Origin of the sequence: Streptacidiphilus sp. MAP12-20, assembly GCF_041262525.1 — a bacterium.
Taxonomy (GTDB): Bacteria; Actinomycetota; Actinomycetes; order Streptomycetales; family Streptomycetaceae; genus Streptacidiphilus.
In genome coordinates this window covers 242,974-255,048 of record NZ_JBGCCK010000010.1, presented here as the reverse complement: position 1 = coordinate 255,048, position 12,075 = coordinate 242,974, and the positions used below count along the sequence as shown (strand labels likewise).

At 69.9% G+C, this 12,075-nt stretch carries 13 protein-coding genes and 1 pseudogene; 8 read left to right on the top strand and 6 right to left on the bottom strand.

Features of this window, described 5'->3' with window-relative positions; translation table 11 throughout:
• On the top strand, nt 1-446 hold a 446-nt coding region (locus ABIA32_RS16580), incomplete at its 5' end, for an SDR family NAD(P)-dependent oxidoreductase (protein ID WP_370095701.1).
• A gap of 52 nt (nt 447-498) precedes the next feature.
• Here the strand turns inward: ABIA32_RS16580 and ABIA32_RS16575 are convergent.
• From ABIA32_RS16575 to ABIA32_RS16565, 3 genes are all read right to left on the bottom strand, one after another.
• A complete protein-coding gene (locus tag ABIA32_RS16575) occupies nt 499-1,107 on the bottom strand; it encodes a TetR/AcrR family transcriptional regulator (protein ID WP_370095698.1) in 609 nt (202 codons plus the stop codon).
• 166 nt (nt 1,108-1,273) lie between these two features.
• On the bottom strand, nt 1,274-1,729 hold the full coding sequence (locus tag ABIA32_RS16570; protein ID WP_370095695.1) for a VOC family protein: 456 nt from the start codon (nt 1,727-1,729) through the stop codon (nt 1,274-1,276).
• A 234-nt stretch (nt 1,730-1,963) separates the two neighbouring features.
• Nucleotides 1,964-2,635 carry an NAD(P)-dependent oxidoreductase gene (locus ABIA32_RS16565; RefSeq protein ID WP_370095692.1) on the bottom strand — a complete coding sequence of 224 codons (672 nt, stop codon included), beginning with the start codon at nt 2,633-2,635 and terminating at the stop codon, nt 1,964-1,966.
• 72 nt (nt 2,636-2,707) lie between these two features.
• Here ABIA32_RS16565 and ABIA32_RS16560 point away from each other — a divergent pair, with 72 nt between their 5' ends.
• The 6 genes from ABIA32_RS16560 to ABIA32_RS16535 all read left to right on the top strand — a co-directional run bounded on the left by ABIA32_RS16560 (nt 2,708) and on the right by ABIA32_RS16535 (nt 8,889).
• Nucleotides 2,708-3,196: a MarR family winged helix-turn-helix transcriptional regulator gene (locus tag ABIA32_RS16560; protein ID WP_370095689.1), complete on the top strand. Its 489-nt coding sequence runs from the start codon at nt 2,708-2,710 to the stop codon at nt 3,194-3,196.
• A 25-nt stretch (nt 3,197-3,221) separates the two neighbouring features.
• Nucleotides 3,222-3,845, top strand: coding sequence for a TetR/AcrR family transcriptional regulator (locus ABIA32_RS16555; RefSeq protein WP_370095686.1), 624 nt, complete (start codon nt 3,222-3,224; stop codon nt 3,843-3,845).
• Between the two features lie 238 nt (nt 3,846-4,083).
• Nucleotides 4,084-4,968 carry a nitrilase-related carbon-nitrogen hydrolase gene (locus ABIA32_RS16550; RefSeq protein ID WP_370095684.1) on the top strand — a complete coding sequence of 295 codons (885 nt, stop codon included), beginning with the start codon at nt 4,084-4,086 and terminating at the stop codon, nt 4,966-4,968.
• Nucleotides 4,969-4,974: 6 nt separating this feature from the next.
• Nucleotides 4,975-6,294: an aspartate aminotransferase family protein gene (locus ABIA32_RS16545; protein ID WP_370095681.1), complete on the top strand. Its 1,320-nt coding sequence runs from the start codon at nt 4,975-4,977 to the stop codon at nt 6,292-6,294.
• Between the two features lie 109 nt (nt 6,295-6,403).
• Entirely contained in the window at nt 6,404-7,816 is a 1,413-nt protein-coding gene (gene hydA / locus ABIA32_RS16540; RefSeq protein WP_370095679.1) for a dihydropyrimidinase, read from the top strand.
• A 41-nt stretch (nt 7,817-7,857) separates the two neighbouring features.
• Nucleotides 7,858-8,889 carry a TIGR03842 family LLM class F420-dependent oxidoreductase gene (locus ABIA32_RS16535; protein ID WP_370095677.1) on the top strand — a complete coding sequence of 344 codons (1,032 nt, stop codon included), beginning with the start codon at nt 7,858-7,860 and terminating at the stop codon, nt 8,887-8,889.
• Between the two features lie 150 nt (nt 8,890-9,039).
• Here ABIA32_RS16535 and ABIA32_RS16530 read toward each other — a convergent pair whose 3' ends face one another.
• The 3 genes and pseudogenes from ABIA32_RS16530 to ABIA32_RS16520 form a co-directional block, all read right to left on the bottom strand.
• Nucleotides 9,040-9,186 carry a hypothetical protein gene (locus tag ABIA32_RS16530; protein WP_370095675.1) on the bottom strand — a complete coding sequence of 49 codons (147 nt, stop codon included), beginning with the start codon at nt 9,184-9,186 and terminating at the stop codon, nt 9,040-9,042.
• 119 nt (nt 9,187-9,305) lie between these two features.
• Nucleotides 9,306-9,943: pseudogene (locus tag ABIA32_RS16525) on the bottom strand (phosphorothioated DNA-binding restriction endonuclease); the annotation flags it as partial.
• Nucleotides 9,906-10,286, bottom strand: a complete 381-nt coding sequence (locus ABIA32_RS16520; protein ID WP_370095732.1) for a cupin domain-containing protein — start codon at nt 10,284-10,286, stop codon at nt 9,906-9,908. The gene ABIA32_RS16520 and the pseudogene ABIA32_RS16525, both read right to left, overlap by 38 nt.
• A 690-nt stretch (nt 10,287-10,976) precedes the next feature.
• On the opposite strand from ABIA32_RS16520, the gene ABIA32_RS16515 reads away from it, so the two are divergent.
• On the top strand, nt 10,977-12,020 hold the full coding sequence (locus ABIA32_RS16515; RefSeq protein WP_370095673.1) for a ScyD/ScyE family protein: 1,044 nt from the start codon (nt 10,977-10,979) through the stop codon (nt 12,018-12,020).
• Nucleotides 12,021-12,075: the final 55 nt, after the last annotated feature.

Genomic DNA, 12,075 nt, shown 5'->3' with positions numbered 1-12,075 from the left:
AGACGACCTTCGACCAGGTTTACGCGGTCAACGTGAAAGCCCCGTTCTTCCTCACCGCAGCCGTCGCACCCGCCATGGCGGAGGCCGGCAGCGGAACGATCATCAACCTGGGCTCCTGGATCGCGCGCCTCGGCATTCCGATCGGCGCCCTCTACAGCTCCACCAAGGGAGCCATCGAGACCCTGACCCGGGCCTGGGCCGCGGAGTTCGGGCCGCAGGGCGTCCGGGTGAACGCGATCTCGCCTGGAGTGGTGTTGACGCCCGTCCCTGGCCAGATTCATCCCGGCGAGGCCATGATGAAGGGCACCCCTGCAGGCCGGATGGGCACCCCGGACGCCATCGCGCACGCCGCCGTGTACCTGGCCGCTGACGAGTCCGCCTTCGTGCACGGCATCGTGCTCGACGTCGACGGCGGCCGCACCACCGTTGCCGTCATCGCCGGCTGATTCGGGGAATCGCCCTGAGCGAGGCTGATGTGTGAAGCGTTCTGGCGCCAGGTCACGGCACTGCGCTGCCCGCGTGGCGCAGGTCCGTGATCCCTTGGCTCAGGGCGGCGCGCAGGTGGGTGGACTGACCTGTCGACAGCAGGATCGACACGCCCCCTTGAATCGCGGCCAGCAGTGCGGCAGCCCTGGTGTCGACGTCGAGTGCCGCGGGAAGCTGGCCGGCGGCCTGTAGCGACCGGATGCCCACCGCCAAGCTCTCCTGCCAGCGGCGCATCAACTCGATCACGATCGCCCGTGCCCCGGGGGTCGAGCGCCCGATCTGAAGAAACAGCGATCCGAGCGGGCACTCGTCCCCCTGGGCCTCGTAACGCTTGATCACCACATCCTGCCACTGCTCCCAGGCTTCCCAGGAGTCCAGGCAGCCCAGGTACGGCTGCTGGTCCTCCAGGACTTGATCCGCCTCGAACTGGGCGACCGCGACCAGTAGTTCGTCCTTGCCGGCCGGGAAGTAGTGGAACAGCTGGCTCTTGCTGGTGCTGGTCCGCGCCATGATGTCGTCCAGCGTCGTCGAACTGACGCCCTTCTCCCTCAGCACCGCCGCAGCCCCTTCGATGATCCGGCTACGTGTCGCCTTCCCCTTCGCCGTCAGCTTCCCGCCCATGACCCGCCTCCTCACAATGGACTGCGCGGTCCAGTGTAATCCGGCGTCTCCGGGCATCGCCCCAGCGCAGGGTCACGTGGTCGAGTCCCGCGTCCCTGGCCGCGCAGCGCAGACAGCGGCCGAGGGTGGCCGCGCCGGATGGCCGCGCCTGGGCGATTGGGGGCGATCAATGAACGCAGAACTCGTTGCGTTCCGGGTCCTGCATCACGACGGAGAAGGAGCCCGAGTTCTCCGAGTCCTGGATGCGCTGCCTGGACGCGCCCAGGCTCTCCAGACGCGTCATCTCGGCGAGCACTCGCTCCTTGCGCGTGGCAAAGGAGACGCTCCGCCCTCCGCTCACGCCAAGATCGAGGTGCAGCCGGTTTTTGACGGCCTTCGACTCGGGCACCTGCTGGAACCAGCTCCGTGGCCCGACGCCTCGCGGATCGATCACGGAGTCACTGCAGTCGCCGGTACCGAGCTCCTCCTCCGGCACACCCTGGTCCAGCCAGTACGCGCGCCAGGTGGCGAACGATGCGGGCGGCGGCTCGACTTCGTACCCCAGTGCGGCGGCCCAGAACGCCGCGATCCGCTCCGGCTCGGCGCAGTCGATGGTCAGCTGGAGTGTGGGATGTGTGATCACCGGCCAACTGTACTGGCCGCATGAGGCTCAGACGGTGGGTTCCGTCGGCTTGGGGTTCCCATCGTGAGGGGTGCCGGTCGAACGGGAGTCTCGATCGGGTGACGGCAACCGGGGCCACCGCGGTGGGCGGGTCGTCAGGGTCGCCGGCATCCGGCGTCGCGCAGGCTGCTCGGCGTGATCGAGGCGGATGCCGTTGTCCGGGCCGGAACTGACGGCCCGGCCGAGCAGTAGGCGTCAGTAGGCCACGCCGACCACGGCCCGCTCCGACTCCGGCATGGACAGCGTGCGCAGCATCAGCTGGGCGCAGTCCGCACGGGAGATCTTGGTGCCGCCCTTGAGGTTGCGCCCGAGCGCCGTGCGGTAGGTACCGGTGAGCGGCTTGTCCGTCAGCTGCGGTGGCCGGACGAGCGTCCAGTCCAGGCCGCTGGCGCGGACCTCGTCCTCCATCGCGGCCAGGTCCGCGTAGTGGCCGCGCAGCGCGGCTTTGACCAGGGGGTTGAGGACATGGCGCATGACGAAGCCGTCGCCCGGGTCGTGCCGCGGCGGGTTCGGACGGGCAGGGGAGGGGAACGTCCCGATGGGCGCCGCGCTCACGACGACGAGGCGGCGCGTGCCCGTCGCCTGCATGGCGTCGACCAGCGCACGGGTGCCGCGCGTCGCCACGCCGTGGTCGGCCTTCGTGCGCGCTCCCAGGCCCGAGAGGACCGCGTCCGCGCCGGTCACGGCGCCGCGCAGCGCGTCGGCGTAGGCATCGGGGGAGGAGAGGTCGACCGCGATGGCGGGGACGTCGGCGTCGAGCTTGGCGGGGTTCCGGACCACGGCGGTGACCTCGTGGCCGGCGGCGAGGGACTGGGCGAGGAGCTGGCGGCCGATGCCGCCGGTCGCGGCGACGATGGTGAGCTTCATGGGTGCTCTCCTGGTTCAGGCGCAGGGGCTAGGGTTTCCTCTGTACGCCGTACTCTATGGAGACGATATCATATGGATTCCAAATCATCTCGGAGCGGTCGGGATCGAGGGCGGGCCCGCCAGGACGTCAGGGACGCGCTGCGCGAGCTCGGAATCCAGCTCGCCCAGCTGAACCGCCGCGTCAGCGGCAGGCTCAAGCTGCGTGACGTCGACATGGACTGCCTCGACCTGATCACCCGCCTCGGTCCGCTCGGGCCGGGCGCCCTCGCGAAAGCGGGGGGCTTGCATCCGGCCACGGTCACCGGGATCCTCGACCGGCTCGAGGGGGCGGGCTGGATCGTGCGCGAACGTGACCCCGACGACCGACGCGCGGTCCGGGTCCGGGCCGTGCCGGAGCGGGGCGGGGAGGTATTCGCGCAGTTCGCGGGCATGAACGGCGCGGTGCAGGAGATCTGCTCCGACTACGACGAGGAGCAGCTGCGGGTGATCGCCGGCTTCCTCGGCCGGGTCGCCGAGGCCGGGCGCGCGTCGGTGCTCGCGTTGGAGGGGGAGCAGAATTGACTGCCGGTCGGCCGGGAGGGCGCGTATGGCGGTGAAGGCTCAGCTCAGCAGGGACGCGGTCCTCGACGCCGCCGCCGAGCTCGTCCGCGCGCAGGGCCCGGCCGCGTTGACGATGCGTCGACTCGCGGCGGAGCTCGGCTGCGCGGTCACCGCGATCTACTGGCACGTGGGCAACCGCGAAACGCTGCTGGACGAACTGGTCGCCCGCACCGTCAAGGACATGGGCGAGATCCACGCCGAGGGCGACTCGCCCGCCGCCCGCGCCGAATCGGTCGCGCTCTCCCTGCGCGCCAAGCTCCGGGCCCGTCCGCATCTGATCGCACTGGTCCACGAGCGCGGTCTCACCGAGCTGATGATGCTCCCCGCCCAGCGCGCCCTCGCCCACGAGGCCCACGCGGCGGGCCTGCGCGGCGCGGCGGCGGCGGAGGCGGTCCGCGCGCTGCAGTTCCAGGTGGTCGGTTTCGTGCTGGTCGAACGCAACCGCGAACGCGCTCCGGTCCAGCGTCCGGGCGAGCCGGACCTCTGGGACACGGAGACGGCCGAACAGGACCCGGACCTGGTGGTGGCCTTCGCCGCCGCGCCGGACATCGAACGCCTCTTCCGTGCGACGATCCGCGGCCTGGTCGCCTCGTTCTGGGGCGAGGGCTAGGGCCGCTCAAGGCAGCGGCGGCTCGGTGCGGCGGACCGGCGTCCGGCATCAGGGCCGGACCGGGCCCTGTCGGGGTTCCCTGCTGCTCCGGGCCGCTGGGCTCACCCGAAAGGGGGATTTCCGTGCGGCGCGGGATACACGATCGTCTTTCGCACGTTACGCCCGACATATTGCCAGCAAGGTCGAGCAAGACCATGATTCTACGCACGTAGAACGACGCTGAAGGCGAGGCCCCGTCATGTCGGATTCCGTCAGCAGTTCCAGCTCCACCTCCTCCGCCCCGTCCCGCAGCGTGCGCGCAGCGCTCGTGCAGACCCGGTGGACCGGGGACACTGCCTCCATGGTGGATCTCCACGAGCGCTACGCGCGTGAGGCCGCCGCCCAGGGCGCGCAGGTGATCGGGTTTCAGGAGGTGTTCAACGCCCCCTACTTCTGCCAGGTCCAGGAGCCCGAGCACTACCGCTGGGCCGAGCCGGTGCCGGACGGGCCGACGGTGAGTCGCATGCGTGAGCTCGCGCGCGAGCTGAACATGGTCATGGTCGTGCCCGTCTACGAGGTCGAGCAGCCCGGGGTCTACTACAACACCGCCGCCGTCATCGACGCCGACGGCAGCTACCTCGGCAAGTACCGCAAGCACCACATTCCGCAGGTCAAGGGCTTCTGGGAGAAGTACTACTTCAAGCCCGGCAACCTCGGCTGGCCCGTCTTCGACACCGCCGTCGGCAAGGTCGGCGTCTACATCTGCTACGACCGCCACTTCCCCGAGGGCTGGCGCGCGCTCGGGCTGGCCGGGGCCGAGATCGTCTACAACCCCTCCGCCACCAGCCGCGGTCTCTCCGCCTACCTATGGCAGCTGGAGCAGCCCGCCGCCGCCGTCGCCAACGAGTACTTCGTCGCCGCCATCAACCGCGTCGGCGTCGAGGAGTACGGCGACAACGACTTCTACGGCACCAGCTACTTCGTCGACCCGCGCGGCCAGTTCGTCGGCGAGGTCGCCTCCGACAAGGAGGAGGAGCTCGTCGTCCGCGACCTCGATCTCGGTCTGATCGAAACGGTGCGCAACCAGTGGGCCTTCTACCGGGACCGGCGCCCTGACGCCTACGGTCCGCTCGCGGAGGCCTGAGCGCCGATGAGCGAGAACGAGACCTTGCTCGCCCGCCACCGCGCGGTCACCCCCTCCTGGCTCGCGCTCTACTACCGTGAACCGTTGGAGCTCACCCATGGCGAGGGCCGCCACGTCTGGGGCGCCGACGGGCGCCGCTACCTGGACTTCTTCGGCGGCATCCTCACCACCATGACGGCCCACGCGCTCCCCGAGGTCACCAGCGCCGTAGCCGAACAGGCCGGACGCATCCTGCACAGCTCGACGCTCTACCTCTCCACGCCCATGGTCGACCTCGCCGAGCAGGTCGCCGAGCTGTCCGGGATCCCGGACGCCAAGGTCTTCTTCACCACCTCCGGCACCGAGGCGAACGACGCCGCGCTGCTGCTGGCGACCAGCTACCGCCGCTCCAACCAGGTGCTGGCGATGCGCAACAGCTACCACGGGCGTTCCTTCAGCACCATTGGCATCACCGGCAACACCTCCTGGTCGCCGACCAGCCTCTCCCCGCTGCAGACCCTCTACGTGCACGGCTCCGTGCGCACCCGCGGTCCCTTCGCGGAGCTGGACGACGACGCCTTCATCGAGGCCTGCACCGCCGATCTGGAGGACATGCTCGGCCAGGTCGGCGGGCCCGTCGCCGCGCTGATCGCCGAGCCGATCCAGGGGGTGGGCGGCTTCACGCACGGCCCTGACGGCCTCTTCGCCGCGTTCAAGCGGGTGCTGGACCGCCACGGCATCCTGTGGATCAGCGACGAGGTGCAGACCGGCTGGGGACGCACCGGCGACCACTTCTGGGGCTGGCAGGCCCACGCGGACGCCGGGCCGCCCGACGCGCTGACCTTCGCCAAGGGGCTCGGCAACGGCCTCTCCATCGGCGGCGTCGTGGCCCGCGCCGAGCTGATGGACTGTCTGGGCGCCAACTCCATCTCCACCTTCGGTGGCAGCCCGGTCACCACCGCCGGCGCGTTGGCCAACCTGCGCCATCTGCTGGAGCACGACCTCCAGGGCAACGCCCGCCGCGTCGGCGCGCTGCTGCGCGAACGGATCGACACGGGCACGCGACAGCTGCCGATCGTCCGCGAGGTGCGCGGTCGTGGACTGATGCTCGGCGTCGAGCTGGTCGACCGCTCCGGCGAGCCGTCCGCCGCCGCCGCGGCGCTCGCCCTCGAACACGCCCGTGACCTCGGCCTGCTGATCGGCAAGGGCGGCCCGCAGGGCAACGTCCTGCGCGTCGCGCCGCCGCTCTCGCTCACCACCGACGAGGCCGAGCAGGGCGCCGAGCTCCTGGTCCAGGCGCTCGACCGGGCCCAGGGCGAGCTGCGGAAGATGGAGGACGCGCTGTGAGCGCCCAGCTGAGATGCAGCGTAGGTTGCGGGGTCCCGGAGCGAGGGACGAGCGAAGGGGGCACGCGGCCGGCGCGGAGCCGAAGCGGAGCACGAACGGGGAGCAAGCTGTGACAGCGAGCAACGAACGCACCGTCATCCGCGGCGGGTTGGTGGTCACCGCCGCCGAGGAGATCCACGCCGACGTGCTGATCGAGGGCGAGCGCGTCGCCGCCCTCGCCGCGCACGGCAGCGCCGCCGCCCGGGCCTGGCAGGCCGAGCACGAGATCGACGCCACCGACTGCTACGTCGTCCCCGGCGGCGTCGACGCGCACACCCACATGGAGCTGCCCTTCGGCGGCACCTCCGCGTCCGACACCTTCGAGACGGGCACCCGCGCCGCCGCCTTCGGCGGCACCACGACGATCGTCGACTTCGCCGTGCAGGGCGTCGGGCACAGCCTGCGCGAGGGCCTGGACGCCTGGCACGCCAAGGCCGAGGGCAAGTGCGCCATCGACTACGCCTTCCACATGATCATGTCCGATGTCACGCAGGACGTGCTCAAGGAGATGGACGTGCTGGTGGAGGAGGGCGTCACCTCCTTCAAGCTGTTCATGGCCTACCCCGGCGTCTTCTACAGCGACGACGGCCGCATCCTGCGCGCCATGCAGCGCTCCGCCGCCAACGGCGGGCTGATCATGATGCACGCCGAGAACGGCATCGCCATTGACGTGCTGGTCGAACAGGCCCTCGCCGCCGGGCATACCGATCCCCGCTACCACGGCGAGGTCCGCCGCGAGCTGCTGGAGGCGGAGGCCACCCACCGGGCGATCCAGCTCGCCCGGGTGGCGGGCGCCCCGCTGTACGTCGTGCACGTCTCCGCCGAACAGGCCGTCAACGAGCTGGCCCAGGCGCGGGACCTCGGGCTCAACGTCTTCGGCGAGACCTGCCCGCAGTACCTCTTCCTCTCCACCGACAACCTGGCCGAGCCGGACTTCGAGGGCGCCAAGTACGTCTGCTCGACGCCGCTGCGACCGAAGGAGCACCAGGCCGCGCTCTGGCGCGCGCTGCGCACCAACGATCTGTCCGTGGTCTCGACCGACCACTGCCCGTTCTGTTTCGTCGGGCAGAAGGAGCTGGGCCGAGGGGACTTCTCGAAGATCCCGAACGGGCTGCCGGGCGTCGAGAACCGGATGGACCTGCTGCACCAGGCCGTCCTCGACGGGCACCTCTCCCGCCGCCGCTGGATCGAGCTGGCCTGCGCAACCCCGGCCCGGATGTTCGGCCTTTACCCCCGCAAGGGCACCATCGCGCCCGGCGCGGACGCGGACATCGTCGTCTTCGACCCGCACGACCGCTACACGATGTCCGCCGCCACTCACCACATGAACGTCGACTACTCGGCCTACGAGGGCAGGCAGGTCACCGGCCGGGCCCGCACCGTCCTCTCGCGCGGCACGACCGTCGTCGACCGGGGCCGGTACCTCGGCCGGGCCGGCCACGGCGCGTACCTGCCGCGCAGCACCTCCCAGTACCTGATCTGAGCAGTACCTGATCTGAACGTGATCTGAAAGGGCGCTTCCGCATGGACATCGGCCTCGTGCTCCAGACCGACCCCCCGGCCCGCCTGCTCGTCGAGCGGATGCAGCGGGCCGAGGCGGCCGGCTTCACCCACGGCTGGACCTTCGACTCCTGCGTGCTGTGGCAGGAGCCGTTCGTGATCTACAGCCAGATCCTCGCGCAGACCGAGCGGTTGACGGTGGGCCCCATGGTGACGAACCCGGTCACCCGCACCTGGGAGGTCACCGCCTCGCTCTTCGCTACGCTGAACGACATGTTCGGCAACCGCACGGTCTGCGGCATCGGACGCGGCGACTCCGCCCAGCGCGTCGCGGGCCGCAAGCCGGCCACGCTGGAGCGGCTCTCGCACGCCATGCACGTCATCAAGGAGCTCGCCGAGGGACGCGAGGCCGAGGTCGACGGCACGGTGATGCAGATCCCCTGGATCAGCGGCGAGCCGAAGCTGCCGATCTGGATGGGCGCCTACGGACCCAAGGCGCTGGAGCTGACGGGCCGTCAGGCCGATGGCTTCATCCTGCAGCTGGCCGACCCGTTCCTGACGGAGTGGATGGTCAAGGCGGTGCGTTCCGCGGCCGAGCAGGCCGGGCGCGACCCGGCGTCCGTGACCGTCTGCGTCGCCGCCCCGGCGTACGTGACCGACGGCAGCGAGGAGCAGCTCGCGCACGCGCGTGAGCAGTGCCGCTGGTTCGGCGGCATGGTCGGCAACCACGTCGCCGACCTGGTCTCCCGCTACGGAGAGCACAGCGGGCTGGTGCCCGACGCGCTCACCGACTACATCAAGGAGCGCCAAGGCTACGACTACTCCCACCACGGGCGGGCGGGCAATCCGGACACCGCCTTCGTCCCGGACGAGATCGTCGACCGCTTCTGCCTGGTCGGACCGGTGTCCGCGCACCTGGAGAAGCTGGAACACCTGCGGTCCCTCGGCGTGGACCAGTTCGCGATCTACGCCATGCACGACGCCGTCGAGTCGACCATCGACGCCTACGGCGAGCAGATCATCCCCGTCCTGAGAGGCCGACCCCACATCGACTGACAGTGAGGATGTAGATGGCACCGCTCGGGGGTCTGACCCTCCGACTGACTGACGCTCCGGCTGTCCTTGGGTTGAATCGTCGGCCGTCCGGGCGGTGCCAGTACGCACCGCGCCGGTCGGGAGCCTGTGACCTAATAGCGCCTCTGTGTGTCAAGCGGCGGCGGCGAGGCGGGTGTGATGGTCGCGTTTCATGATCCGGTAGACCACGTTGGACAGCCGTCGCTTCAAGGCCCGGCGGGCCTCGGAGGGCGTCTTCCCCTCGGCGATCTTGCGCAGGTAGTAGTCCTGGCCGCCCATGCGGATCATGATTTATCGGACATCAGGAGGAAGATCTGCTGATTTCCAGTCGGAGTGACGCAGGGTAACCTCCGCGGTCCTGGCGTTGCCCCGTGCTTGGGGACCCTGACCGGGGATGACTATCGCTCGGCGGGCGCGCGGGGGCGGGGGACTCCGTGGAACACCTGTTGGGTGTGCCGGGTGCGGTGTTGGGGGTGGACGCGTGCCGCGCCGGGCTGCGGGCCGCGCAGCGGCCGGCCGGTCAGGTCGATCACCTGGCGTCCGGCGGGGTTTGCTGAGACGAAGCGTTGGGAGACCGTGACGGTGTCGTCGTTGGCGAGGCCGAGGACGCCCTTGTCGAAGAGCTTGTGGTGTAGTGAGCACAGGCACAGTCCGTTGTCGACCTGGCGGGGCCGTCGAAGGCCCACCAGCGTAGGTGTGCTGCTTCGAGGCATACGGGGACAGTCCCGATGCGGCCGTCGTAGCCGCAGAAGGCGCACTGGTACTCGTAGGCGGTCAGGACGAGTTCGCGCATTCTGCTGTCGCGCCGCCGAGGTCGGGACGCGTTGGACGAGGCGACTGTCTCGGCCGGCTCGAGTTAGAGGCCGACGGCCTGGCACAGGTCCTCGTGCAGGGACGGCGGGAAGTGAAGTTCCAGCAAGACCCGGGCCATGCGGGGGAGCAGTGACGGGTCTGTCCAGGCGGGCGTTCCGGTCTTCACGGCGACCACCTGCCCTCGCTCAGCCGCCCGCGGGGTGGGTGGGGTCGACCCAGGGGACGGTCTCGGGCTCGGCCACCCCGGTGATGTCCAGGTTGACCACGATGGGTTCCTGGCCGCTGCGGATCACCACGCATTCGAGAAGCCGGTCGTCGAGAGCGTTGATCTCCTGATGTGGCACGAACGGTGGCACGAAGATGAAGCTGCCGGGTCCGGCTTCGGCGGTGAACTCCAGGTTCGCACCCCACCGCATGCGGGCACGACCGCGGAGCACGTAGATCACGCTCTCCAACTCGCCGTGGTGGTGTGCCCCCGACCTTGCGCCGAGGTGGATGGCGACAGTGCCGGCCCACAGCTTCTCTGAGCCCGCCCGCGCTTGGTTGATCGCCGCGGCCCGATGCATCCCCGGCGTCTGCGGGGTGTTCGCGTCGAGCGCGTCGCCGGGAACGACCCGCACACCCTCGGTTCGCCAGTCCGGCGTCGCGCCCGGCTCGACGGTGTCCACAGCTCCAGCATAGGCCCGGTGCCGCAGGCCGGCCGGTCACCGCCGCAGAGATACGGGGATGCTCTGGGCATGGGTGGCGTCCACCCCGCAGGCGACCGACCAGGGAAGGGGCAACGGCCCCGTCTTTGAGAATCTCGAAGTCGAGGGTGTAGGCCTGGGACGACCGCAGAACCTTGCCGGTGTTGAAGGTGCCCGCGGACGCGGGCCTTCACGCGCCGGCGCTGTCCCGGCGGCAGGAGGCTGGCCAGGGCTGCGCGGCCGATCGCCTGTTTGGAGCGCTGTACTGCACGGGGGTGGAATTTCATCTCGTCGGCATAAACGGTATGGCAGTGAGCCATGCTGCCTGGGCGACGTACGACGTTCCTGCTGCGTGTCCGGAGCGTTGCCTGCTGTCGCTGCACCCAGGAGGTCGTCTGGCGACCTGGTCTTGACCGCAGGTGCACCAAGGCAATGTAGGGAGAACGCATGAGGCGTTGGCGTAGGCGGATCGCGCTCCTGGCCGCGAGTGGGCTCGCTGGAGCACTTGGGACGGCAGTGGCGCCAGCCGCGAGCGCGCAAGGTCCCCAGCACGGATCCAAGATCACCGTAGTGGCTGACCATCTGGGCAATCCGCGTGGCCTGTCGGCTGGGCCGGATGGCAGCCTCTACCTCGCGGAGGCGGGATCCGGCGGCACCGTGTGCGTCCCGGGAGGCCTGTCGGGCACCACGTGCGTCGGCCTGACCGGCTCGTTCGACCAAGTGAGTGACAGCGGCACCGTCAGGCGCGTCGTCACCCACCTGATTTCCGCCTCCGGTCCCGGCGGAATCGCAGCCGAGGGGCCGGTGTCGGTCTCCCATGGTCCCGATGACACGTTCTTCGGCCTGTTCGGCGAGAGTTCGCACGTAGTGCCGCCGAAGGGCGCAATCCCGAACAACCTGCGGCGGGCGGGGTTGGCCCAGCTCGGGCACCTCGTGCTGGTGAAGCACAACGGGAGCGTGAAGGACCTGTCGGACGTCGGCGACCAGGACTGGACGTGGACGTCCGCGCGGGTGAATCTTGCGCCCCATGACTTCCCCGACGCGAACCCCAACGCAGTCCTCTTCTCCCGGGGCCGTGTCTTTGTCGCCGATGCGGGATCGAACCTCCTGGACCAGGTGAAGCGGAACGGCAAGGCACACGTGGAGGCGTTCTTCCCGGTGCCGGCAAAGTCGCAGACCGACTCCGTGCCCACATGCGTCGCCCGTGGTCCGGACGGCGCGCTGTACGTGGGGGAGTTGCTTGGCGGTTCGGCCTCTCCTGGTGGGGCGCGCGTATGGCGCGTTGCGCCGGGCCACCAGCCGACGGTGTGGGCCACGGGGCTGACCACCGTCCAGGGCTGCGGCTTTGGTGAGGACGGCGCCTTCTATGCCACGGAGTTCCAGGTGCACGGGTTGAACTTCGGTCCGACGGCCAGTCCTGCGGGTGACGTCGTGCGGATCGACCGCTGGGGCCACCGTACTCACCTGGGGGTCGGCACGTTGTTCTTCCCTTCCGGTTTGGCTGTGGGAGTGGACGGTTCGATCTACGTGTCCAACTGCAGCATTGCTCCGGTGACTGGGATGGGTCCGCACCTTTGCTCCACCGGCGGTCAGGTTGTCCGCATCCGGCAGTAGCAGACTTCAAGCCGGGGTGAGGGTTCCGCTGTGTCGTCACTCGCGACTGCTTGGC

Bases quoted from the DNA above. Each gene is read 5' to 3' on its own strand.
- ABIA32_RS16575 (WP_370095698.1), bottom strand. From the start codon at position 1,107: ATGGGCGGGAAGCTGACGGCGAAGGGGAAGGCGACACGTAGCCGGATC.
- ABIA32_RS16565 (WP_370095692.1), bottom strand. From the start codon at position 2,635: ATGAAGCTCACCATCGTCGCCGCGACCGGCGGCATCGGCCGCCAGCTC.
- ABIA32_RS16560 (WP_370095689.1), top strand. From the start codon at position 2,708: ATGGATTCCAAATCATCTCGGAGCGGTCGGGATCGAGGGCGGGCCCGC.
- ABIA32_RS16555 (WP_370095686.1), top strand. From the start codon at position 3,222: ATGGCGGTGAAGGCTCAGCTCAGCAGGGACGCGGTCCTCGACGCCGCC.
- ABIA32_RS16550 (WP_370095684.1), top strand. From the start codon at position 4,084: ATGTCGGATTCCGTCAGCAGTTCCAGCTCCACCTCCTCCGCCCCGTCC.
- ABIA32_RS16545 (WP_370095681.1), top strand. From the start codon at position 4,975: ATGAGCGAGAACGAGACCTTGCTCGCCCGCCACCGCGCGGTCACCCCC.
- ABIA32_RS16535 (WP_370095677.1), top strand. From the start codon at position 7,858: ATGGACATCGGCCTCGTGCTCCAGACCGACCCCCCGGCCCGCCTGCTC.
- ABIA32_RS16530 (WP_370095675.1), bottom strand. From the start codon at position 9,186: ATGGGCGGCCAGGACTACTACCTGCGCAAGATCGCCGAGGGGAAGACG.
- ABIA32_RS16520 (WP_370095732.1), bottom strand. From the start codon at position 10,286: ATGCATCGGGCCGCGGCGATCAACCAAGCGCGGGCGGGCTCAGAGAAG.